This is a genomic window from bacterium (assembly GCA_035419245.1).
GTDB lineage: Bacteria > Zhuqueibacterota > Zhuqueibacteria > Residuimicrobiales > Residuimicrobiaceae > JAKPUX01.
Window position 1 is genome coordinate 196585 of record DAOLSP010000001.1, and the last position, 23670, is coordinate 220254.

At 58.6% G+C, this 23670-nt stretch carries 15 protein-coding genes and 1 other RNA gene; 8 read left to right on the forward strand and 8 right to left on the reverse strand.

The window, feature by feature from the left end; translation table 11 throughout:
- Nucleotides 1–111 precede the first annotated feature (111 nt).
- Nucleotides 112–537: a hypothetical protein gene (locus PLH32_00780; protein ID HQJ63122.1), complete on the forward strand. Its 426-nt coding sequence runs from the start codon at nucleotides 112–114 to the stop codon at nucleotides 535–537.
- 11 nt (nucleotides 538–548) lie between these two features.
- On the opposite strand, the gene PLH32_00785 is transcribed toward PLH32_00780, so the two are convergent.
- The 4 genes from PLH32_00785 to uvrA form a co-directional block, all read right to left on the reverse strand.
- Complete coding sequence (locus tag PLH32_00785) at nucleotides 549–1799, reverse strand: M48 family metallopeptidase (protein HQJ63123.1); 1251 nt, start codon at nucleotides 1797–1799, stop codon at nucleotides 549–551.
- An 18-nt stretch (nucleotides 1800–1817) separates the two neighbouring features.
- A complete protein-coding gene (locus PLH32_00790) occupies nucleotides 1818–2171 on the reverse strand; it encodes a type II toxin-antitoxin system PemK/MazF family toxin (GenBank protein ID HQJ63124.1) in 354 nt (117 codons plus the stop codon).
- Nucleotides 2165–2416, reverse strand: coding sequence for a ribbon-helix-helix protein, CopG family (locus PLH32_00795; protein HQJ63125.1), 252 nt, complete (start codon nucleotides 2414–2416; stop codon nucleotides 2165–2167). The genes PLH32_00790 and PLH32_00795 overlap by 7 nt, the downstream gene beginning before the upstream one ends.
- A 927-nt stretch (nucleotides 2417–3343) precedes the next feature.
- Nucleotides 3344–6166, reverse strand: coding sequence for an excinuclease ABC subunit UvrA (gene uvrA / locus PLH32_00800; protein HQJ63126.1), 2823 nt, complete (start codon nucleotides 6164–6166; stop codon nucleotides 3344–3346).
- Nucleotides 6167–6343: 177 nt separating this feature from the next.
- Here uvrA and PLH32_00805 point away from each other — a divergent pair, with 177 nt between their 5' ends.
- Nucleotides 6344–7108 carry a tetratricopeptide repeat protein gene (locus tag PLH32_00805; GenBank protein HQJ63127.1) on the forward strand — a complete coding sequence of 255 codons (765 nt, stop codon included), beginning with the start codon at nucleotides 6344–6346 and terminating at the stop codon, nucleotides 7106–7108.
- 75 nt (nucleotides 7109–7183) lie between these two features.
- Here the strand turns inward: PLH32_00805 and PLH32_00810 are convergent, their stop codons facing one another.
- The 4 genes from PLH32_00810 to greA all read right to left on the reverse strand — a co-directional run bounded on the left by PLH32_00810 (nucleotide 7184) and on the right by greA (nucleotide 17137).
- Nucleotides 7184–14500 (reverse strand): YCF48-related protein, encoded by a 7317-nt coding sequence (locus PLH32_00810; GenBank protein ID HQJ63128.1) that lies wholly within the window; start codon nucleotides 14498–14500, stop codon nucleotides 7184–7186.
- A gap of 96 nt (nucleotides 14501–14596) precedes the next feature.
- On the reverse strand, nucleotides 14597–15424 hold the full coding sequence (locus PLH32_00815) for a cohesin domain-containing protein (protein HQJ63129.1): 828 nt from the start codon (nucleotides 15422–15424) through the stop codon (nucleotides 14597–14599).
- Between the two features lie 90 nt (nucleotides 15425–15514).
- The gene (locus tag PLH32_00820; protein HQJ63130.1) at nucleotides 15515–16342 is read right to left on the reverse strand and encodes an SH3 domain-containing protein; all 828 of its coding nucleotides are present in this window, start codon (nucleotides 16340–16342) and stop codon (nucleotides 15515–15517) included.
- Between the two features lie 324 nt (nucleotides 16343–16666).
- Complete coding sequence (gene greA, locus PLH32_00825; GenBank protein HQJ63131.1) at nucleotides 16667–17137, reverse strand: transcription elongation factor GreA; 471 nt, start codon at nucleotides 17135–17137, stop codon at nucleotides 16667–16669.
- Between the two features lie 254 nt (nucleotides 17138–17391).
- On the opposite strand from greA, the gene PLH32_00830 reads away from it, so the two are divergent.
- The 6 genes from PLH32_00830 (at nucleotide 17392) to ssrA (ending at nucleotide 23649) form a co-directional block, all read left to right on the forward strand.
- Nucleotides 17392–17916 (forward strand): asparaginase, encoded by a 525-nt coding sequence (locus PLH32_00830; GenBank protein HQJ63132.1) that lies wholly within the window; start codon nucleotides 17392–17394, stop codon nucleotides 17914–17916.
- 37 nt (nucleotides 17917–17953) lie between these two features.
- A complete protein-coding gene (locus tag PLH32_00835) occupies nucleotides 17954–19405 on the forward strand; it encodes an aminoacyl-histidine dipeptidase (protein HQJ63133.1) in 1452 nt (483 codons plus the stop codon).
- Between the two features lie 155 nt (nucleotides 19406–19560).
- Complete coding sequence (locus tag PLH32_00840) at nucleotides 19561–20664, forward strand: efflux RND transporter periplasmic adaptor subunit (GenBank protein HQJ63134.1); 1104 nt, start codon at nucleotides 19561–19563, stop codon at nucleotides 20662–20664.
- A 38-nt stretch (nucleotides 20665–20702) separates the two neighbouring features.
- Nucleotides 20703–21941 carry an ABC transporter permease gene (locus PLH32_00845; protein ID HQJ63135.1) on the forward strand — a complete coding sequence of 413 codons (1239 nt, stop codon included), beginning with the start codon at nucleotides 20703–20705 and terminating at the stop codon, nucleotides 21939–21941.
- A 23-nt stretch (nucleotides 21942–21964) separates the two neighbouring features.
- The gene (locus PLH32_00850) at nucleotides 21965–23212 is read left to right on the forward strand and encodes an ABC transporter permease (GenBank protein HQJ63136.1); all 1248 of its coding nucleotides are present in this window, start codon (nucleotides 21965–21967) and stop codon (nucleotides 23210–23212) included.
- A gap of 72 nt (nucleotides 23213–23284) precedes the next feature.
- Nucleotides 23285–23649: a transfer-messenger RNA gene (gene ssrA, locus PLH32_00855) on the forward strand.
- Nucleotides 23650–23670 lie beyond the last annotated feature (21 nt).

A 23670-nucleotide genomic window follows, 5' to 3' on the forward strand; every position in this document is an offset into this window, starting at 1 on the left:
TTGCAAGTATTTGTTGCTTGACTTTTTGCGTGCCAAGGTGTATACTGAAGTACTGCAAGCGAAGCGCAAGGAGCGGAGTGGTTCCATTTCCCGGCAGAGGGGCACCGGCCCATGAGCAGCACCAGCGGAGGTTCTCACGCCATCTGGACTTGCGTCTTCGACCCTTGCGGCGATTCCGTCGCGACTATCTCGCTGGTAAAGAACGCCCCGGCTGGCGCAACGCCTGGCCTACCAGATCAAGACTCCGCTCTCCTTGATCCTGCTGGCGGTTCAGCGGCTGTTGATGGAATATCACCGGATGGCATCGGCAAAACCGGATTTTACGACCGCTATCTCAAAAAGATAGTTGAGGAGGCGGCCCGAATCCGAGAACTCACCGATGGTTTTCTCAAATTCGCCCAGATTAAACCTCCCCACCTCTACCGTAAAATGGAGCAACCGGGCATCCGGGGGAAAAGTTTTAGCCCCTCTTTCCCTTTGCAGCATCCACCGCTTTTCTGCCCCGTCGCGCGGATCGCCGCCCCAAACCCCTTTTAGATAAGGCGCTCTTACGACGTCGTATTTTCTTGCGAGAAGATACGGAGATGTTGTATCCGCTCCAGCACCGGCGGATGGGAGTAGGTCAGCCAGACGTAAAAGGGATGCGGGGTAAGATGTGAGAGATTGTCGCGCGAGAGTTTTTTTAGCGCTGAAATCATCGCTTCACTTAGGCCGGAGACGGCGGCAAAATGATCGGCCTGATATTCATGCCGGCGCGATAGCCCGTTCGTCAACGGCCCGAGGATCATCTCGACCGGCGAATAGAGCAAGCCGAAGAAGACCAGACCGGCATAGAGCGAGAGCTGCTCCATCCTGAAAGCCGCATGCAGTTCCACAACGCGGATGAAGAGCGATAGCAGGAAGAACATGATCCCCATATGCACGATGCTGATCAGCATCCCGATCAGGATGTGTTTCTTCTTATAATGGCCGATTTCATGCGCCAGCACCGCGACCAGTTCAACTGTGGTCTGTTTTTCGATCAGTGTATCGAGCAGGACGATACGCTTGTTCCTGCCAAATCCGGTGAAAAAGGCGTTCGATTTGGTTGACCGCTTCGAGCCGTCCATGACAAAAACACCCCTGAGGGGGAAACGCACCTTCTCCGTAAAGGTCAGGATCGCCGTCCTAAGCTCGCCCTCCTCCAGCGGCGTGAATTTATTGAATAGCGGCATGATCCAAGTCGGGGCGACAAAACTCACCAGCAGCGAATACCCCGACGTAACCACCCAGGCATAGAACCACGCCCAGGCCCCCGCATACTGGAAAAAAGCGAGTAGTCCTGCCAGCAATGGCCCGCCCAATACAACCGCCAGCACCAATCCTTTGACCAGGTCGAGGATGAAGGTCTTGACCGTGGTGCGGTTAAAACCGTATTTCGCCTCGATGACGAAGGTGTGATAGACGGTAAAAGGCAGGGAGAGCGCACCGGAGGCGGCCATGAGCAAGCCGATATAGAGCAGGCCGTTGACCAGCGGAGGCCATCCCCAGCCGCGCACCAATTGATCCAGCCAATTGAATCCACCGGCAAACCAGAAGATCAACAGCACGGCCAGATCGAAGGCGGCCGTGATCAGACTGAACACCGTCTTCTCGCGGGTATAGGCCTGCATCCTGGCGTAGGCTTCCGGATCGAACACACCGGCGAACTCGTCAGGCAGCGGCTTCGACAAGGTTCTGAGGTTCAAGCCCTTCGCCACACCGGCCAGCAGGAAATCGGCCAACAAGGCGGCCAGAATGATCAGCGCATAGAGATTCATCGATCCACTCGATTTGGGTCAGGGATTTCGCGGCCGCGTCAGCAGCTCGATGCCGTCAAGAATCTGGCGCATCCGGTCGGGGGAGAGCGTCCCGATTTTTTCGGTCAGCTCCGCTTTGTCCACGGTGAAAAGCTGGGTCACATTGGCAACGCTCGCCTTGGGCAGTCCCGCTTCACCCTTTTTGAGGGTCACATTGCCCGGCGAGCGGCCGCGCTGCAGGTTGGAAGTCAAGGCACAAACAACCACCGTGCGGATCTTGCTGGCATTGAAGAGGTTGTTCTGGATGACGACGTGTGGATGGCGATATCCGGGTCCGGATCCGATTGGGGGCTCCAGGGAAATCCAGTAGACCTCACCCTGCTTGATCACCAGGTATCCTCCAGGAGATGGCGCTGCCGCCGCCGCATATGCGCCAGGTAGCCCTGCTCGCGCGGATCGGGGTCGGAAAAGGCCTCGTCGATCTTCTCCAGAAGGATCTGGTTCTGCAGCTGCTCCAGATAGGCCTCGACGGCCAAAGTGAAGATCTTGCTGCGCGAGAGCGAAAGGTCCTTGGCCAAGGTATCGACCTTGTCGAGGAGCGGTTTCTGAATGGAGATTGCCGTTTTCGCGATTGCCATGTTTATACCTCCTTCATACTATTAGTATACGCTTTTGTTATAATTTTGTCAATACTTTTTTTATACCATTGCGCACAGCCGTGATACGCCTCGTAGAGCCGGCGCGGCGTCATTCAGTGTGGAACGCAAGGGTGCAGACGGCAGGAGCGAGGGGGTACAAGATGGTATGTTGATAGATGAAGCTGGTGTAAAAAGGATGTAGCTGAGGGCTGCGAGTGGGCTCTGTCCACAGGTCGTATGTTAATAGGGGAAGCTTGGTGCAAGAAAGGATGTAGCAGGCTGGAGAGATTTTTAGCGCTTTCTCCTGGCCTATTTTCGAAGATATGCCAGGAGAAAGCATGGCCTGCCATTTTTGTCGATCGGGCCCCAACGATTCTGGATGACGCGCGTGAATTTCAGAGATTCTCAATCAGCCTGACTCAGGAGGTATTGGCCAGATATTTCCAGCGGAACCATCCCGGCAGGAAATATAACAACGCGTACGAAGCAGCTTTCAGCGGATTCTGGATTAACCGGAAACCCTATGCAGTAGCCGTTTTCTGACAAAAAAACCTAGCCGTCCATGACCGCCGGCTATTGTGGACCGTCTGCGTCGCCCACTACAGCGTTTTTTGTCTGCTTTTCCGAGAATGCGGCCACAATGCTCTTTGCTATAATAGCCATAATGCAGCGTCCACCATTTATCAAGACGAGTGTATATGACAGTTTGGCTGAAGTGACGCGCCCGGCCCAAGCAAGCGCTTTTCTCCGCCTTTGATATCTTTAGGTATTTGGGAGCGAGGGGAGAGGTAGATCCAATTTGTGAAAAATGCCTAATAAAGCCTGCTTTATTACATAACGGCGGGCGCCAGAGCACGGCGGGGCGGAGCGAGGCGGGTTGGGGGGAGCGGGGGGAGCGGGGGAAGCGCGGAGCGGCGAGGGAGCCGCTCAACGCCGCAGCGCCCCCTTAAGAAACTGCCCGGTATAGGATGCCGCGACGCGAGCCACCTCCTCCGGGGTGCCCGCAGCGACCACATAGCCGCCCTTCTCGCCGCCGTCGGGTCCGAGATCGATGATATAGTCCGCCGTCTTGATCACATCCAGATGGTGCTCGATCACCACCACGGTGTTGCCCTTGTCAACAAGGCGGTTGAGAACGCGGAGGAGCATGTTGCAGTCCTCGAAATGGAGCCCGGTGGTTGGCTCGTCGAGAATATAGATGGTCCGGCCGGTGCCGATCTTGCTCAGCTCCGTAGCCAACTTAACCCGCTGCGCCTCGCCGCCCGAGAGCGTGGTCCCCTGCTGGCCGAGGCGGATGTATCCCAGGCCGACGTCCGCCAGAGTCTTGAGTTTGCGCTTGATCACCGGGATTTTGTCGAAGAATTCGAGTGCATGATCCACGGTCATGTCGAGGATGCCGGCGATCGACTCCCCCTTGTACTTTATCTCCAGGGTCTCGCGGTTGTAGCGCTGACCCTTGCACACCTCGCAGGTGACGTAAACATCGGGAAGGAAATTCATTTCGATCTTGATGATGCCGTCTCCTTGGCAGGCCTCGCAGCGCCCGCCCTTGACATTGAAACTGAAACGGCCGGGTTGGTAACCGCGGATCTTGGAGTCGGGCAGCTGGGTGAAGAGGTCGCGGATCGGAGTGAAAAGACCGGTATAGGTCGCCGGATTGGAACGCGGGGTGCGGCCGATCGGCGACTGGTCGATGGCGATCACCTTATCGAGGTGCTCCAGCCCTGTGATGCTCTGGTAAGCGAGGGGCGCCTCCTTGGACCGATAGAAATGCCTGCTGAGGAGGTTATAGAGTGTCTCATTGATCAGGCTGCTCTTGCCGCTGCCCGAGACGCCGGTGACGCAGACCAGGGTGCCCAGGGGGATGTCGACATCGATGTTCTTGAGATTGTTACCCGTGGCGCCATGGATGGAGAGCCGGTGACCGTTGCCCTTGCGGCGTTTTTCCGGCAGGGGAATGGTGCGCCGGCCGGCCAGATAATCGCCGGTGATTGAAGCCGGGTTGGCGGCAACCTCCTGCGGTGTGCCGAGCGCGACCAGCTCGCCGCCGTGCTCCCCGGCGCCGGGACCGAGATCGACGACAAAATCGGCCTTTTCGATGGTCTCCTTGTCATGCTCCACCACGATGACCGAATTGCCGAGATCGCGCAACTTCATCAGGGTGTCGATCAGCCGCTGGTTGTCGCGCTGATGCAGGCCGATGGAGGGTTCATCGAGGATATATAGCACGCCCACCAGCTGGGAGCCGATCTGGGTCGCAAGCCGGATGCGCTGGGCCTCACCGCCTGAAAGGGTGCCGGCGGCGCGGTCGAGGGTCAGATAGTCGAGTCCGACGTTGTCGAGAAAGGTCAGCCGCTCGCGGATCTCCTTGAGGATCTGCTGGGCGATCAACTGGTCCCGGGCCGAGAGCTGAAGATCATTGAAAAAAGTCTGTGCCTGATCCACCGAGAATCCAACCACATTTTGAATGGTGAGATCGCCGATCCGGACTGCCCGCGCCTCCTTGCGCAGCCGCGAGCCCTGACACTCCGGGCAGGGGATGATATCCATGAACCCTTCGATCCATTCGCGGATCCCGCTGGAGTCGGTCTGCTGGTAACGCCGCTCCATATTGCGGATGATCCCCTCAAACTTGTTGCGGTAGACGCCCTCCATCCGGCCGGTACTGGAACGATAGTTGAACTCCATCTCTTCATCGGAGCCGTAGAGCAGCACTTGCTGGCACTCGGGGGAGAGCTGGTCGAAGCGCGTTTCCATCGTATAGCCGAATTTTTCAACCACCCCCGCGGTGAGGCTGAGGTACCACCCATCCTGTATTTTTCCCCAGGGAGCGATGGCGCCCTGGCTGAGGGGCTTGCTCTTGTCCGGGACGATCAGTTCGGGATTGATTTCCATTTTCGTGCCGAGGCCATTGCATACTGGGCAGGCGCCGTAGGGGGTGTTGAAGGAGAACATCCGCGGGGCGAGTTCTTCGTAGGAGATGCCGCAATCGATGCAGGCATAGTGCTCGCTGAAGAGCAGCTCCTCGCCGCTGACGACATCGATGAGGACAATGCCCGAGGCGAGGCTGAGGGCGGTCTCAACCGAGTCGGTGAGTCGCGACTGGATGCGCGGCCCGACTATGAGGCGGTCGACCACCACCTCAATGTTATGCTTGCGGTTCTTATCGGGTTTGATCTCACGGTCCAGTTCGAGGATCTCGCCGTCAAGGCGGACGCGCACGTAACCGTCGCGGCGCGCCTCCTCAAAAATCTCGCGGTATTCGCCCTTACGGCCGCGCACCACTGGTGCGAGAATCTGGATTTTAGTCTCTTCCGGCAGCGCCATCACCTGGTCGACGATCTGCTGGATCGTCTGGCGCTCGATCTTCTTTCCGCAATTGTAGCAATAGGGCACGCCGATGCGCGCAAACAGCAGGCGTAGATAATCATAGATCTCGGTTACGGTGCCGACCGTAGAGCGGGGATTACGCCCCGTCGTGCGCTGCTCGATCGAAATCGCCGGCGAGAGACCCTCGATATAGTCGACATCCGGCTTCTCCATCAGGCCCAGAAACTGACGGGCATAAGCCGAAAGCGACTCGACATAGCGCCGCTGGCCTTCGGCGTAAAGGGTATCAAAGGCCAGAGAGGATTTGCCGCTGCCGGAGAGCCCGGTGATGACCACCAGCCGGTTGCGGGGGATTTCGAGGCTGATATTCTTGAGATTGTGCTCGCGGGCGCCGCGAATGATGATCTGCTCTTTTTCCATTTTTCCACTGCCCTTCATGAGTGCTCAAACTGTAATTTACAAAAGCAGCGGGCCAAATTAAAGTATTTTGTGGGGTCCCGGTGATTAGGAGAGAAAAAGATTGACATTGTGGCAAAAAAAGTGTAGAATTATGAATAAAGTTCATTTTGCTGTGGCCATTGAAATCCGGAGATTAAAATGAGAACCCTTCGCCTGATCTACTCCCTGTTGTTCCTGGCCCTTCCCCTGGCCGCCCAGACCTCCGCCGAGGATGATCTGGCCCAGGGCGATGCCGCCTATGCCAAATTCGACAACGCGACGGCTCTGAAATTCTACCAGCTTGCCTGGAAAGCCGATTCCTCCCGCTGCGTGGCCGCCTGGAAAATTTCCCGTGCCCACGTCGATATCGGCGAAATGGCCTCCAAGGAGATTCAGCGCACTAACTATTACGCCGGCGAGAAATTCGCCCGCAAGGCGGTGGCCCTTTGCCCCAATGACGATATGGCGCACCTCACCCTGGCAATCGTCGTCGGCCGTGTCGCCTTGATGGAGGGCGGCAAAAAGAAAGTCGAACTCTCCAAAGAGGTCAAGAGCGAAGCGGAAAAAACCCTGCAGCTCAATCCCAATAACGATATCGCCTGCCATGTCCTGGGCCGCTGGAACCGCGAAGTGGCCAACCTCAGCGGCGTCCTAAAAATGTTCGCCAAGGTCCTCTACGGCGGACTTCCCCCGGCCAGCAATGAAAAGGCGGTGGAGCTGTTTAAAAAAGCCATCGCCCTGAAACCGGATTACTGCAACCACTATCTCGAGCTCGGCATCACCTTCCAGGAGATGGACCAGTACCAGCCAGCCAAAGAAGCCTTCGAAAAAGCCCTGGCCTGCCCCAACCTGGTCTTCAACGACGATGTCCACAAGAAAGAAGCCAAAGAACGCCTAGACAAGGTGACGAAAAAGCTTCAGTAATCGGTATGATCGCAAAAAGGCCTCCCGGATGTTCTGTCCGGGAGGCCTTTCCATTTCATGCTTCGGCTGCGGATCTCATTTGACAAAGGCCATGCGCCGCAGCTCGGTATATCCCGCCGCTTCCATCCTAAGCAGGTAGATCCCACTCACGACTTCCTGGCCCGACTCATTGCGACCGTCCCAAATCCGGCGATAACTCCCCGCCTCAAAACGCCCCTCGGCCAGGGTGCGCACCGGCTGACCCAGGATATTAAGGACAACCACCCGCGCCGTCCCGCTCTTCGGCAGCGAGAACCGCACCTCGGTGCGCCCGTTGAACGGATTGGGATAGTTCTGTGCCAACGCATAGCGTGTGGGGAGTTCGCTGATGCGAAGCTGTCCGGTCTCGGGGGCTTGCGCCAGGATCCAGCTTCCCGGGCTGCGGAGATCCAGATTCTCCACCTTCCAGTCGCAGAGGGCCCCGGCGGCGCCGCGCTCCTCCACCACGATGCGAACCAAGGCACCGGCGCCGCTCACCTCGGCGGCGCGGTTCTTCTCTGCGAGGCGGGCCAGAGCCAGATCGATAATCCCGCAGCGGGATTCATGGTCGACCATCAGCGCCGTGGTGGCCCCACCCGCCTCCCATAAGGCGCCGGCGGTGATGGCACCGACCCGCAATTGTTCGGGATTATAGCGCAGCCGCAGATGGGCCATGGCCAGACCCGAGATCTCCGACGCGATTAATTCACAGAGGTACTGCCCGTCGGCGCCGGGGAGCGGTGAGACCTTCCAGGCCAGCGGTGTTGCCGTGCTCCGGGAGAGCGCGGCGACCGCAACCGGCCGGGACTGGTACCAGTTCCACATCCGGGTGAAGACGAAGAGATCCTCAAAATTGACCACACCGTCGTGCATCACCGTGAGCGCGGGGACACTCCCCGAAGCCGGGCCGATATCGCCGGCAGCGGAGTTCGCCGGCTGCCAATAGCCGGCAAGCAGGGTGAAATCGCGCAGATCGATGTCGAGATCGCCGTCGAAATCGCCGATCAAACCCACGGCGGTGGCGGCCTGGATATGCGCACCGCTGCTGGCAACCGGCAGGTCGGTATTGTCCGGCTGGCGGAGTTGTACGGAGTTCAGATTCAGATCGCTAGCGCAGTCTGCCGTCAGCACCTTGAAGCGAACGCTCAGAAGAGTGCCGCTGCCACTGGCGCCGGTGGCGGCGCCGACTCGGGTCATGGAGACGTCAACCAGGCCCACCCCGTCGTCGGTGACGATCAGGGTCGGATCCGCGGCCCCCCCCTGCTTCAAAAAGTCGCCCGCCGCCCAGCTGACCACATCGATTTTGGTCGCGTTGTAGGCGAGGACAAAATGGACCAAGCCGAGGTTAACCAGCCCGTCGACTGTGACGCTTATATCGAAGGAGGCATCTTTGATGCCAATCAAGGCGGCTGGCGCGAGGGCAATGCGGCTGGCGCCGACATAGTAGCGGCCGATATCGTAGCCCCCTTTGCTGCTGCGCTCGGCTACCACCGCGACCTGGCGCCAGGTATTATCCGGCACCGGATTGCTGGTGGTGTAGGTGATGACATACTGCGAGGTCAGCAGGGCACCAATGGCATCGATGATGCCCGCAAAGTCGGCGCTGATGCTGTACCATAACCCGCTGGTTCGCTCGGCAAGGCTGTGGAAGGGCGCACCATTCGGCCCGACAACGTGGGTGACGATGCGTTGGCTCTGCAGCAGGGAGATCATTGTCTCGGTCGTATAGGTCGTGGTGCCGCCGCCAGACTCGCCAGCTTGGTGGTAATCGGCATCGGTGATCAACACCGCCATCTTTTGGCTGGTCGCGCGATAGGAGAGCTTGCTCGCGCGGGCCAGTGCTTCGAGGGCGTTCTCTTTGGTATCCCCGCCGCCGGAGGCACGCAATCCGTCGATCCACGCCTTGAATTCGGCGGCATCCGCAGTGAAGTCATGCACCTCCTCTGTGCTGTCGCTGAAGGTGACCAGGCCGAGCCGGAAATCGATCCCCTTGGCGGCCAGGGCGTCGGCGAAACTAAGGGCGCGCGACTTCAATCCGGCGATCTCGTCCCCCATGCTGCCGGTGACATCAAAGACGAAGGCGATGTCCGCGCGGGCTCCTGAACCGGTGCTGACCATCTCCACCTTGATCGGGGATTGCAGCAGGCCCTCTTCCCTCACCTTGAAATTCTCCGCGGTGAGGTCGGTGACCGCGGTATGGCTCGCGGAATCAACGACCGAGACGAAGCTTTTGATCACGGGGAAGGCCTCGGCGTCGACGCTGCTGACGGTTACATCAAGCCCTGAGTAGGCGCCTGCGCCCTTACGGCCGAACATAAGGATGGTGCCGCCATCGCCGGCGATCCAGCCGGAATAAGCGTTCAGGAGGCAGACGGCATTCAGCCCAACGCTCACGCCGCTGGCCTCGAGAATCCAGGTGCCACCGCCGTCATGTGTCCGGTAGATCCGGCCGCCCTGGCCGACCGCCACTCCATTGCCGGCGTCCGCAAAATCGACGGCATGGAGGGGCAAGGAGCTGACGCTGGTGCTGCTCCAGGTCACACCGCCGTTACGGGTGCGTAGTACCTTGCCATCGCCGGTAACCGCCCAGCCCTGGTTGGCGTCGATAAAAACCACGCCGCGGATGGCGCTGGTCACGCCGCTGTTCTGACTGCTCCAGACGGCGCCGCCGTTGACGGTCCTGAGAATGGCCCCCGCCTCACCGACGGCCCAGCCGGTGTCGGGGTTGACGAAGGTGATGTCATAAAAGGTTTGCCCAGCGGCGCTGTACTGGGAGGTCCAGGTGCTGCCGCCGTTGACCGTCTTCTCGATCAGGCCCTGACTGCCGGCATTCCAGCCGAGCGCACTGCTCACCATCTCGTTGGCATAAAGCACCCCCGCAGCGCTGGTCGGTGAGGAGATCCAGGAATCGCCGCCGCTGTTGGTCTTCATGCAGAGCCCCGCCCCGGCGCTGCTCTGGCCAACCAGCCAGCCGGTGGCAGGGCCGACAAAGGCGAGATCCCGGATCACGCTCTTGGCGGTGATGGCCGCGCTGTTCCAGCTCGCGCCACCGTTGGCGGTGCGCACGATCACGCCGTTATCACCCGCAGCCAGGGCATGCAGGGAATCGGCAATAATCGCATAGAGGTTGCTGGTTGTGCCGGAGGAGGCCACCACCCAGCCGCTGGTTCCAGAATAAAAGGGCCAGGTGTGTGCATAACCACGGGCGCTGGTGGAAGCCTCGGCCACCTGGCCGCTGCTGTTATAGGTGAAGGCGCTGTAATAATAAGTGGTTTCGGGTGTCAACCCGGCATCGATGCAGGTGCTGTCGACGCCGGTGTAAACGATTTCCCCGTCGGCGGGATCTGCCGGGCATCCACCCATCCGGCGCAGCACTTTGACACCCTCATGCGCTTTACCGGGCGGGAATGACCAGCGGCAGTAGATTTTATTATAAGCGACCGCCACAGCGGTAAAGTCGCGCACATTGGGCAGCTTGCCGGCAATGTAATAGCGCCCGCTATCCCAGCCGCCCCGGATGCCGCGCGCCGCGGTGATGATGACATCGCGCCAGGTGTTATCACGTATCGGATTATGGGTTGTGTAGCTCACCACATACTGCGAGGAGAGGGCGACGCTCAACTTATCAATAATCGCCTGAAAATCGCCGTTGATATCGAAATAGAGCCCGCCGGTCTCCGCAGCCATCTGCCGGAATTGAGGATAATCAGGTCCGACCACATTACACATGATGCGCTGGGATTGCAGCAGAGCGATCATGCTGGTGGTGGTATAGGTGGTGGTGCCGCCGCCGCTCTCTCCGGCCTGATGGTAATCGGCATCGGTAATGAGGATGAAAATGCGCTGGCTGACAGCTCGGAAACTGAGGGTTGTCGCGCTGGCCAGCCCTTCCAGCGAATTCTCCTTGGTATCACCTCCGCCCGAGGCGTACAGGCTGTTGATCCATCCCTTGAATGTGGAGATCTCAGCCGTGAAATCGTTGATCTTGTCCACGGCATCGCCGTAGGTTACCAGAGCGAGACGGTAATCGATCCCCTTGGCAGCCAAGGCGTCCGCAAAGGCCGATGCCCGTTCCTTGAGGCCGTTGATCTCTTCGCCCATGCTCCCGGTGGTATCGAAGACAAAGACGATATCGGCCTTGGCGCCGGAGGTACCGCTGACCGATTCCACCGTGATCGGGGACTCTTTGGTTCCATCCTCGCGCACGCCGAAATTCTCTTTCGTCAGCCCGGTGATGGGCTCCATGGTCGCGGAATCGACGACGGAGACGAAAGATTTGACCACCGGGAAAACGCTGGCATCCACGCTGCTGACGGTCACCTTGTACCCGTGCAACTCAAAGCCCTCGTCGGTTCTGACCAGAGCCCTCGAGGTCGCGCCGAGGGGCGAATAGCGTCCAGCGCTGTTATAGGCGAAGGCGGCGTAATAGTAGGTGGTATTGGCGGTGAGCAGAGAGTCCCTGCAAAAGCTTCGGGTGCCATTGTAAATGGTGACGCCATCGCTCACGCTTGCTGGATAGCCGGTTGCGCTGCGAACAATCACCGTACCGGCATATTCATCGCTAGGATTCTCCCAAGTGAGCCCGACGGTATTGGGGCCGGTAGCGCGGGCCGTCAGGTTGGTGATGCTGAATGGATAGCTCGCGCCCTGATGCAGCCGGAGAATGACCCCACCGGCGCCGACAGCCCAGCCGCACGCGGGATGAACGATGAAAAGGTCGTTGAGCGTGGAGCCCACGGTGCTGCTCTCTTCGCTCCAGCTCTCTCCGCCATCGTAGGTTTTAAAGATCAGACCGCCATCGCCGGCCGCATAGCCGTGCCAGGAGGAGGTGAAGTGGATGGCGCGCAGTGCAGCGCTGCTCACCTGAAGCGCGCTCCATGTAGACCCGCCGTTGGTGGTGTGGAGGATTTTGCCGTTTTCGCAGACCGCCCAGCCGAGATTCTCATCGGCGAACCAAATGTCATTAATCCGGACATTAATCCCGCTGGTCATGAGCTGCCAGTTGGCGCCGCCATCGCCGGTGCGGAGAATGACGCCGTTATCGCCGGCGACGATGCCCTTCTCGGCGTTGAGGAAGTAAACCGCGTAGAGCCCGGCCGCAAGACCCGTGAACTGCTGCGACCAGGTCGCCCCGCCGTCGGTCGTGGTCTCGATCTTGCCCTCGTAGCCGCTCGCCCACCCGAGCGTGCCATTGACCATGTGCAGGCTGAAGAGGCGTGCGGTGGTGCTGCTCAGGACCCTGGACCAGGTGAGACCGCCGTCGGTGCTCCGGAGAATGGCGGCATTCTGCTTGCTGTCATAGCCCACCGCCCATCCATTCAGGGCGGTGGTAAAGAAGAGATCTTTCAGTGTGTATTTGGCATCGACATTGCGCACACTCCAGGTCGCTCCGCCGTTTTTAGTGAAGAGCAGTGTGCCGCCTGCGCCGCCTGCCCAAGCGGTCAGGGTGTCGAGGGCATGGACGGTGTAAAGATCCTGGGTAAGGGGTGCATACTGGCGGCTCCAGGAGACATCGGTGATCACCCCGGGCTGAACCGAGATATAGTTGTCCTTTCTCACCGAGTAGTCCCGGCTGCCATCGCTGACCCGCAGGGTGACCGAATAGAGGCCCGGTTTGCCGTAGGTATGGACCGGATTTTGGAGGTTGGAATCGATGAAGAGGTCCCCGTCAAAATCCCAGTTCCAGGAGATCACGCCGCCGCTGCCGAGGATCTCATGATCGGCTGGCACCTTGGCGCGCCGCGCTGCCAGAGCGGCCGCGGGGACAGCCGGCTGGATGAGATTGCGCACCGTAACCGCGCCGGTGGCGCCATCGATTTCGCAGACATACCAGAAGGTGCCGGTTCCGGAGGTAGGAATGGTGATGGTCTGCAACAGCCCCGCCGAGGTGTAGATCTGCACACGCGCGTTGGCGCCGCTGAGCGCCGGCAGCTCGGAAAAATTCTCGACAAAACAACGGTAGGTGCCCGGTTGCAGCGCGCCGATGGTGATCGTCTCCGGTCCGTAACCTTCCTGGTGATCGACATCGAGCAAAACGTAGGGTGCGCTTTCGAGATTGCCCTTGTTATCCCAATAGATTTCATGACTCACGCCCTCGATCACCGGCGTGCGCAGATGCAGATCGAGGTCCTTGGGCTGGTTGCCCCAATTAAGGATCAGGCGCATCTCGCCGGGCTTGATGACCGGCGAGAGTGAGATCTCCAAGTATTTGTCCTCGCTCTCGCTGAAGGCGAGAATCGACTCGGTACCCATATAGTCGGTGGCGGAGACAAAAAGGGTGTAGCTGCCGACGCTTGAGAGGTCAGTGAACTGCACCTGGAGCGGTGCTTTGCCGGCGAGGGGTTCGGCGCTGAAATTGGCGGCAATCACACTGGTGGGAATATCCGTGATGGTATAATCGCCGTGGGCATCGGTCACGGTGTTCCGGCCCGCCAGCCAGACCGCCGCTCCGGCGATGCCTTCCTTGGTGATCGCATCGGTCACACGCCCCCGGAGGGTGGCGTAGGTGCTGGCTTCAACCGGTTTGCCGACGGCAAGGGTGAGTCGGCCAGTCTGGAAACCCGGCGCCTCAGCTGTGATAACCGAGGTGCAGCCCGGCTCTCTCGCAGCGGCCGATATCTTGAACTCCTGTTCCCGGGTGCCGCGGCTGATCGTCACCACCTCAGGCACATGCAGGCAGCCCGGATCCGAGGAGGTCAGCGTGATCTTGACGTCGGCAGACGCCACTGTGGCCAGAGAGATTTTAGCCAGGGTGTAGGAACCCAGTGGCACAATGAGCGGAGCTGCGCTCAATACCAGCTGGGTATTTTCACCGGAGGTGATTTCGATGAGGGCGGGATAATCGGGGTGGTCGGTCTTGAAATAAAAGGTTACCGCGCTCCCTTTGAGCTCCGACCAGTCGCCCGACCATGCAGGCGGCGCCACCGCCCAGTGCCAGTCGCCCGTACCCCAGTCGCTGACCTGCAGATATCCGCCCGGTCGGCCGCCGTAGGATTTCCATTCCAGCGTGCCGTCCCCCGAAGCACTCCACTCCTCCGTTCCCGAGCTGAAGCTGGCCGAATACCGCGAGCCGACGCGGATGCTGTCGATGCCGGCGATATCCTTGGCATCGCTCATTTCGGTGCGAATGCGGAAGGTCTGGACATTGGACAGGACACGATCGAAGAGGCTGTCGGAGACCTTGAAAGTGCCCGCGGTGAGCGGAATCGAATAGGGCTGCCACTCGCTGTCCAGCGGCGGGCCGAAAGAGGTCCGCAAGGTATCCGGCGCCGCGGTGACGGCGATGCGGTTGGTTGCGGCCTGGGACAGGCCGGCAGCCAATAGGAGTAGGATTGTGATCAGTCCGATGACCGGTCTTGCACTCTTGTTCTTCATATGCGACTCTTTAGTTTTGATGACGAATGATCCTGGATATCGCCGGAGAACAACCCCTCCACCCCGGCCCTTCTGCCGATCTCTGTTGAGAAGTAGCTACTGAATCACAATATGGCTGCCCAGCGCCACGGCTTGCATGGGATTGGCACGCTTGTCATACAAACCCAGATCCGTCCCCTTCAGGTTGAGGTCTATATCAGCTGTCGAAGTCGCGGTCGCTTTGAAAAGGATGCGGGCGATCTTGCCCTCACCGCTCACCGATTTGCCCGCAGGGAAGATGCCCAGTTGCAAGATCACCTCGCCCGCAGTGTTGTCCTTGCTGAACTGCAACTGCGTGACCGCCCCGCCGTTCTTTTTAAGAAAATCGTCCTCGCGACCGAGCTCGACCACCTGCAGCTTGGCAGGGTCGAATTTCAATTTGGTACCGATCGTGCACAGGCTGTCCACATGATGGGCTTTGACATAGACCGTGAGGGTGCTGTTCACGGCCAGGGTGGTATCGATGGGGGTCAAGGTGAGGGCTGGCACCTGAAACTGCAGGGTCAGACGGAGCGCCGTTTTTTGCCCGGCCTTCAGGTCGAGGCTGTCTTTTCCGGTCAGAACCAGCAGGGTATCCTGGAAAGCTGACACCTGGAAGAGCCGGTTCTTGCCAGGCGTGACCTTGAGCGTGGTCTGGAACCGCCCCTCTGCTGCAGCCGAAACGGTGGTATCCAGCGTCATGGTCTTCATCCCCGTTCCCGAGACGGTGATGACCAGCCGGCTGATCCCCGTCTTGAGCACGGCGGCTTTGGAGAGCGAGAAGGTTGCCGTGACGCGGGCATCATCCGCGTTCTCCGGCTCGGTCGAGAGGGGCTGGCTGCAGGCAGCCAGTAGCGCCAGCAGGCCAGCGGCATACAGGCGGTATATTTTTTTAAGGGCAACCATGGAATGACTCCTATGAATAGAAGGCTTTCACCAGCGTTGCAACTCCATCCGGGCAGCAGATCCCGGGATTGGGGCCTGGCCCGGCGCACTTCACCAGCCGATGGTGACGCCGACCACGGCCTTTTTGGGTGCAGTATCGTCACTCCCGCTGGCGAGCATATAGATGATCCCGCCGCCGATTGCGGCTGTGGTGATCCAGAATGCCGGCTTGGCATAGAGGGATTTAGAAGTTCCTTTCGCGGCCGGACGGACGGCTGTTGCCTCTTTACCGCGGGTCAACGGGGTCGGTCCGCTGCGCCGTTCCTGCAATCGTGCAATCTCTTCATCGGTGAGCAGCCGGATGGGGATCTGATCGGTTTTGGCTTCATTGCCAAAATCATCGGTCGCGGTGATCTGGTAGGACAAACGTCCTCCGGCGGTGAGCTGCACCGGCAGGGTGATCCGGTAGGCCGCGCCGGACTCGACAATCTGGACCGCATCGGCCGGAATGTACCCCACCAGACCCGCCGCGCTGCGAATGCGGTAATAGGGTGGGTGCACCAGAGTGACCTCGAGCAGTTCACCCGGGGCAAGCTGCCCCAGAAGTTTGCCGTTGCCGCTAGGCGTTGCATAAAGCGCCACTGCTTCGGTACCGGTTTGCACCACCACCGGCACGCTCGAGGCGCTCTGTACCGGATTCATTTCGTGCTGGATCTGTTGCCCGTCATGCTGGACGGTGATGCGCACGCTCTTGACGCCGGAGTTATCGCTTACATTGGCGAGAATGGGCAAGATTTTGCCGACCCGGCCGAGACGGACCGGCTGATGGGCGATTTTGGGCGGCGTGGTATCAAAGACTTGCGCCCCGGCCGCCAACGGCAGTATCAGCAGCGCGAAAAACCAGCGCCATTTTGTTTCAGAGTTTAGCAGGTGTTCCATCGTATGACATTCTCCCTGGATTGGGCGAATAGTTTAAAATATTTATTATATTGATGATATAATAATTGGAAGATGGCCCGGTCCTTTCCCCTTGCAGAAAGGCAAATTCCAGTCCACGATTACAGAAGTGTCCCAATGCGCGGCAAATTTATGCATAAAAAAGCCCGGCTTCATACGAAACACGGGCGGTTCGTCGCGAAAAGCGTCTGGCAACGTATGAAAGAGAATGGATGCAAAGCCCGATGCTGTACGTTCAAGAACAAAAACCGGATTCTCGGGATCCCCGTTCCAGACCGGACTACGGTGGTACCCCTGGTTGCTCGCTTATGAAATCTTTTTAACGCGATAGGTGATCTCCCCTGCAGGCACACGGATCGAGACAATATCGTCCACACCCTTGCCGACCAAAGCCTTGCCAACCGGTGAATCGATGGAGATGGCATCTAGATCATAGGAATGGAATTCTGCGGTCGGCACCAGCTCGTAGACCGTCTCCTCCTCGGTTTTAAGATCGACCAGCAGCACGCGGCTGCCCACATGAACCTGCTCGGTCCCCATCATCTCTTCGCTCAATATCCGCGCCCGCGAAAGGGTCTCCTCCAGCCGGGCGATCTTGCGCTCGATCAGCAGCTGCTTCTCCTTGGCGGCATCATATTCGGCATTCTCGCTCAGATCGCCCTTTTCGCGCGCCTCGGCAATCTCCTTGATCACCTTGGTGCGTTCGTTGCGCTTGAGATGATGCAATTCAGTCTGTAATTTGTTCAACTGCTCTTTGGTCAGGTACAGGGGTTTCATCACCAGGCCTCTTCACTCTCTTTGCACGGTTCAATGGATATGTCGGGAGACGGATCCAAGCGGAATAAAAACGCAAACCGAACCGGCGTTAGGACACCGATTCGGTTTGCGTGTTGTTAAACTAATAATAAATACGCAATTTGTCAAGAAAAATTTAAAGAATTCCCTACCGGCGCAAGCGCGAAAACAAATTCCTTGGCTTTTTAGCCCGCTTGTACTAAATTGAATAACGGATCACCAGAAAGAAGGCCTCCATGCCCGCAAAAAAAGTCAAGATCTACGTCATCACCACCGGCGGCACCATCGAAAAGATCTACGACGAAGAGAGCGGCACCCTGACCAACCGCGGCTCACTCCTGCAGCAGATGCTCGCCCGGCTACGTCTGCCCTATACCACCATCCAAAGCTACGATCTGCTCTGCAAAGACTCGCTGGAGATGACCGACAAGGACCGGCAGATGATCCTGCTCGCCGTCGAGAATCTCCTGGAGCATGATGCCCCCATTCTCATCCTCCATGGCACCGACACCATGGAAAAGACAGCGGAGTATCTCCATCACAATCTTGCCGGATTGCGGGTGCCTATCGTCCTGACCGGGGCGATGAAGCCTTTCGGCTTTGAAAACTCCGACGCCCTGCAGAACTTTACCGAAGCCCTGCTGGCCTGCTCCCTGGTTGCACCCGGGGTCTACATCAGCATGCATGGACGTATCCATCCCTTGCCCGGGGTGTTCAAAAACCGTGAAAAAGGCACCTTTGAAAAACGAGAATCCATCTAACTCGTTAACGATATCCATCCTAAATCAGGAGGCAGCCATGTCTGTAACAGCGCATCTTGAACCCAAAGCACTCTGGAAGCATTTTGAGGAAATCTGTAAAATTCCCCATGGTTCGGGCAATGAAAAAGCGATCGGTGATTATGTGCTCAAGGTAGCCCAAAATTTGGGCTTGAAAGCGGTACGCGATGAAACCGGCAATGTGATCGTTTATAAAAAAGCCTCTTCCGGCCATGAAAAATCCACCGGCGTTGTGCTCCAGGGTCACCTCGACATGGTCAATGTGAAAGAACCGGGCTCCCCGCATAATTTCGACAAAGACCCCCTCCGTTTAATCCTCAATGGAGATTGGCTGAAAGCGGATGGCACAACCCTGGGGGCCGATAACGGTATTGGCGTCGCAGCTGCTCTCGCGGTTCTGGAGGATGACAAGCTTGTCCACGGCCCGCTTGAAGCCCTCTTCACCGTTTCCGAAGAGACCGGGCTGGATGGTGCGCGTACCCTCTCCCCGGATGCCATCAAGGGCCGCATCCTGCTCAACCTCGACAGCGAAGAGCTTGGTAATTTCTCGATTGGCTGCGCCGGCGGCGCTGATTCCAATCTTCAGCTGCCGATCAAACGTGCCGAAGCCAAGGGCGACAAAGCCCTCACCGTGACGGTTACCGGCCTGAACGGCGGGCACTCCGGCATTGAGATCCATCAGGGGCGCGGGAATGCCATCAAGATCCTCAACCGCCTCATCTGGCAGCTCTCCAGGGAGGTGAAAGTCGAGCTGGCCAGCTTCAAGGGCGGTACCAAGCATAATGCCATTCCGGATACGGCGGTGGCAGAAATCGTCCTGAAGAAGAAAGAGGTTGAAAAAGCCAAGGCCTGGTTGAACAGTACGCTCGATGATATCCGGCTTGAATTCAAACCGGTGGAGGGAAAAATCAACCTAATCATCGAGGAGTCCAAGGGGAAAATTCCCACTGTGCTCGATAGCGAATCAAAAGAGCAGCTGTTGGGCCTGATCTTTGCACTTCCCCACGGTCCTCTGGCGATGAGCCGGAGCATCAAGGGTCTGGTCGAAACCTCAAATAATGTCGCCATCATCGATACCAAGGAGAAAAAGGCGACGATTCTGTGCAGCAGCCGCAGTTCCAGCATGCCGGCGCTGCGCGCCACGCGCGACAAGTTGGCAGCGATCGCCAAGTTGGCCGGTGCTAAAATCGAGCAGCCCGAGGGCTATCCCTCCTGGATGCCCAATGTCGACTCCCCACTGCTCAAGGTAACGGCGGAAACCTACGAAGCGGTGACCCGCAAAAAGGCCAAATATTCAGCCATCCATGCCGGACTGGAGTGTGGCATCATTGGCGCCATCTACCCGGGGATGGATATGATCTCCTTCGGTCCGGACTTGCGGGATGTCCATTCGACGAAGGAACGGGTCGATGTCAAGAGCGTGGCCAAATTTTACGCCCACCTGCTTAAACTAGTCGAAACCCTCGCCTGAGAGGCCTTGCCCATGCCCCGCGTGGTCCCGCGGGGCTTTTTTTTGCCTGGCCCCTCCCGCCCCTGCCACACTGAAACAAACAGCCGGGGGTTCCGTATATTTCACTAAACCGTTTTCTCCAGCAGTTGGCGGCACACTAGATGGAGTCCTCCGCTATGTTGAAACGCAACAGAAAAAAATGGTACTGGTTGATCGCTGCCGTGGTCATTGTGATCCTCCTAGCGGCATCGATCATGGCTAAAGCGAAGAAGGGGGAGGAAAAGGGGCCGGCCAAGGTCAAGGTCGGACGCATGGATATCATTGACAAGGCTCTGGCAGTAGGCGCGATCGAGCCCCGGAATGAGATCGCGGTCAAATCTAAAACCTCCGGCGTCGTCGGCAAGCTCTACGTCGAGGTCGGCGATCACATCCAGGCCGGCGCCCCGCTGCTCGACGTCCGGCCCGATCCGACGCCCCTCGAACTGGCCGAAGCCACCCGCGGTGTCGAAATCGCCGAGATCGAACTGGCCACCCTGAGCAAGGAACTCGAACGTCAGAAAGAGCTCCAGGCCAAGGGGTTGATCGCACAGCAGGAATATGAGACCCTGGCGCAGCAACATGACCAGGCCTCCGTGCGCACACAGATAGCCCGTGAACGGCTGGCGCTACTCAAGAAGGGACGAATAAATATTGCCGGCAATGCCATCGAAACCACCGTCCGTGCCCCCATCACCGGCTACATTCTGCAAAAGTCGGTCAACCTCGGCGACCCGGTCGTCCCCCTGACTTCATACCAGGCCGGAACCGAATTGATGAAAATGGCCGACATGAAAGACCTGCTCTTCCGCGGCACCCTGGATGAGATCGATGTCGGCAAGATCACCGAGGGGATGCCCTGCGAACTGCAGATTGGCGCCCTGCCGGGCAAAACCGTCAAGGGTCATGTCTCCCTGATCTCACTAAAGGCGCGCAAGGAGGAAAACACCACCCTCTTCCCGGTGGAGATCGCGATCGACGATGCGGCGGGCGCCGTGCTCCGCGCCGGATTTTCCGCCAATGCTAGCGTTATCATCAGCAAAAAGGAAAAAGTGCTGGCCATCCCGGAACGTGTGGTCACCTTCCGCAATGACTCCGCCTTCGTCCAGATCAGCACCGGCCCCGAGAGCAGCAAGGAGCAGTACATCAGGACCGGTCTCAGCGACGCCATCAACATCGAGGTGATCTCCGGGCTGCAAGAGGGGCAGGAGGTTCTCGAGAAAAAGGTCAAGCCCATCGTTTAAGGCCCCAATCGGCCCGTGCCAATCCGGGAGCAGCGACCATGAGTCATTTGCTAGAAACCATCAAAGAGATCCTGTATTATCTGCGCCAGTACAAGGGCCGCACCTTCATGACCCTTTTCGGGATTATCTGGGGCACGGTGAGCATCGTCGTGCTTCTGGCCTTCGGCGTAGGCGTGCACACCTCGATGAGTAAGAACATGCACGGCATGGGGGAGTCCATCGCCATCCTTTGGCCGGGGCGCACCGCTCTCCCCTACATGGGCTTCGGCCGCGACCGATTTATCAGCTTCATCGAGGAGGATGCGGAACTGTTACGCCGCGAGGTGCGCGAAATCCGCCGGATCAGTCCGGAATATTCCAAATGGAACGCCCCGCTGCGCTTCGGCGAGCAGATCAACAAGCCGAACGTCGCCGGCGTTATCCCCGAGTATGCCGAGATGCGCAACATCCAGACCCAACCCGGCGGGCGCTGGATCGATGATATCGATCTTAAGGAGCGCAAACGGGTGGTCTTTTTGGGGGACGAACTGGCCAAATTCCTCTTTGGCGAAGGCAGCAATCCCGTCGGCAAATACCTCTACGTCGCCGACTCGCCCTTCCTGGTCATCGGCGTGCTGACACATAAGACTCAGAACTCCTCTTATAGCTCTCGCGATCAGGACCGCGCCTTCATTCCGGCCTCGACCTTTCAGTCCATGTTCGGAGCGCGGCGGATCGAAAATATTGTCTACCAGATCGGCAATCCGCTCGATTCGCAGCTGGCGCAACAGCGGATTTATGAGGTGCTCGGCAAAAAGAAGGGCTTCGATCCCAAGGACAAGGAGGCCCTGGGGATCTGGGATACCACCGAGATGGACAAATTCACCTACTATTTTTCCCTTGGATTCAACATCTTCATGGGCATCATCGGTGTGATGACACTGACCGTCGGCGGCATCGGCCTGGCCAATATCATGTATGTCGTCGTCCAGGAGCGCACCGCGGAGATCGGGGTGCGGCGATCCGTTGGCGCCCGGCGTTCCCATATCATGTCCCAGTTCCTTCTCGAGTCCTTCATCATTGTTTTGGCCGGCGCGGTCATCGGCTTCCTTCTCGCCGCGCTGATCATCAAGGGGATCGCTGCAATGCCCTATGAAGAATATGTCGGCGATCCCGCACTTAACGTACGCGTCGCGCTGATCACCGTGCTGATCCTCGGCCTGGTCGGGATGGTCGCTGGCTGGTTTCCGGCCCGCAAGGCCTCCCGACTCAGCGTCATCGAGTGCCTGCGCCACTAACCCCTAATCGCGGAGGAGTCAGGATGCATCTCTGGATGCTGATCAGGGAATTTCTGCAAGACATAAAGAAGCAGCGGCTGCGCGCATTTCTCACCACCTTTGCCATCACCTGGGGAACGCTGGTGGTGATCCTGCTGATGTCCTTCGGCGCCGGACTTTCCTTTCGCATGCGCGAGGGCTTGCTCAATGCCGCCGACCGGGTGATCACGGTTTGGCCCAACCAGACGACCATCAAGTACCAGGGCCTGCCAATCGGCCGCCGCATCGGTCTCACCGAAGAGGACGTCGAGCTACTACAGCAAAGCCTTCCGATGGTCAGCCAGGTTTGTCCCCAGCAAGGCAAGCACGGCACCCGGCTGCGGAATGGCAGCCGTACGGCTTTGACCTATATGGAAGCGGTCTACCCCAATTTTGAATGGATGCGACGCATGTATCCGGCCGCGGGCGGCCGCTTCCTCGATGCCATGGATCAGCAGGAAAAACGGCGTGTCGTTTTTATCGGCAGCGAGATCGCCAGGGAGCTTTTTGGCGAGGAAAATCCGGTCGGCAAGGGCTGCGAACTGGACGGCCTGCCCTTCACCGTCGTCGGTGTCCTGCCCAAAAAGATGCAGACCTCGATGAACAACGGCCCCGATGACCGTCGCGCCGTCATCCCGTATTCGACCTTTCAGAGCATTTACGGGTGGCGCTACCTCAATAGCATCATCCTCCAGCCGGCCAATCCCCAGGAGGGCAAACTGATCAAGGAGGAGATCTATCGGGTTCTCGGCCGCAAACACCGCTTCGACCCCAAGGATGATAAGGCCCTCTTCGTTTGGGACGTCGCCGAGACCGTAGCCATCCAGGATAAGATCTTTCTCGGACTGAATATCTTTATGGGCGTGGTCGGTTCGATGACCCTGATCATCGCCGGCGTTGGTGTGGCTAATATCATGTACGTTGTCGTTAAGGAACGCACCCGCGAGATCGGCATCAAACGCGCGGTAGGCGCGCGGCGCTGGCACATCATGCTCCAAATCATCTTTGAGTCCCTGCTGATGTCCACCATCGGCGGGCTTGTGGGCATCCTGGCAGCCACAGGAATCATCAAGGCGATCTGGCTGATTCCGGCGCAAGACGGGGCCATGCAGTTCCTCGGACGCCCCCTGCTCTCAACCTCCGTGATGGTCATCGCCGTCTCGCTGTTGGCACTGATCGGCCTCCTCGCCGGCTTCTTTCCAGCGCGGCGCGCCGCTCATATCGATCCGGTTGAAGCCTTGCGCTACGAATAGAGTTGCGCCGTATCCGCAAAATTTGTACATTTAAGGAACAAATCCCGGCAGAGATTCGTTTCAGCAGTACATGGGGACGAATATGGTTTCGACGGGAATCATGACGGTAGTGGACGCATGCCGAGGACCCCGGTTGGCCTCGTTAATCATCCGGGACAATAAGTAGATGCAGACGATTATTCGTATGCACTGGCTGCCTAATTAAAGGTGGCCACGTTCCCTATGGTTTGCGCCCGCAGGGGCTGTAGAGGAGCGTCGATCACTGCAGGATAGCCTCCGGGCATGCTCTGGGCCCCGAGGCGAACCTTAACAGGGCTGGACCGCATCCGCTTGGTCTGTTGCGCGTGGTGCGGTCGAGATCCAGCAGCAGACTATGCATGTAGTGGCTGCTACGGCCGGGTTTTCGGACGTGGGTTCGACTCCCACCGTCTCCACCTCAAGCCTTGTTGAACAAACAA

Excerpts from the sequence above, each read along its gene's own strand:
- PLH32_00820 (HQJ63130.1), bottom strand. The coding sequence starts at position 16,342 with ATGGAACACCTGCTAAACTCTGAAACAAAATGGCGCTGGTTTTTCGCG.
- PLH32_00805 (HQJ63127.1), top strand. The coding sequence starts at position 6,344 with ATGAGAACCCTTCGCCTGATCTACTCCCTGTTGTTCCTGGCCCTTCCC.
- PLH32_00830 (HQJ63132.1), top strand. The coding sequence starts at position 17,392 with ATGCCCGCAAAAAAAGTCAAGATCTACGTCATCACCACCGGCGGCACC.
- PLH32_00835 (HQJ63133.1), top strand. The coding sequence starts at position 17,954 with ATGTCTGTAACAGCGCATCTTGAACCCAAAGCACTCTGGAAGCATTTT.
- PLH32_00795 (HQJ63125.1), bottom strand. The coding sequence starts at position 2,416 with ATGGCAATCGCGAAAACGGCAATCTCCATTCAGAAACCGCTCCTCGAC.
- uvrA (HQJ63126.1), bottom strand. The coding sequence starts at position 6,166 with ATGGAAAAAGAGCAGATCATCATTCGCGGCGCCCGCGAGCACAATCTC.
- PLH32_00780 (HQJ63122.1), top strand. The coding sequence starts at position 112 with ATGAGCAGCACCAGCGGAGGTTCTCACGCCATCTGGACTTGCGTCTTC.
- PLH32_00815 (HQJ63129.1), bottom strand. The coding sequence starts at position 15,424 with ATGGTTGCCCTTAAAAAAATATACCGCCTGTATGCCGCTGGCCTGCTG.
- PLH32_00810 (HQJ63128.1), bottom strand. The coding sequence starts at position 14,500 with ATGAAGAACAAGAGTGCAAGACCGGTCATCGGACTGATCACAATCCTA.
- PLH32_00850 (HQJ63136.1), top strand. The coding sequence starts at position 21,965 with ATGCATCTCTGGATGCTGATCAGGGAATTTCTGCAAGACATAAAGAAG.
- PLH32_00785 (HQJ63123.1), bottom strand. The coding sequence starts at position 1,799 with ATGAATCTCTATGCGCTGATCATTCTGGCCGCCTTGTTGGCCGATTTC.
- PLH32_00840 (HQJ63134.1), top strand. The coding sequence starts at position 19,561 with ATGTTGAAACGCAACAGAAAAAAATGGTACTGGTTGATCGCTGCCGTG.
- greA (HQJ63131.1), bottom strand. The coding sequence starts at position 17,137 with ATGAAACCCCTGTACCTGACCAAAGAGCAGTTGAACAAATTACAGACT.
- PLH32_00845 (HQJ63135.1), top strand. The coding sequence starts at position 20,703 with ATGAGTCATTTGCTAGAAACCATCAAAGAGATCCTGTATTATCTGCGC.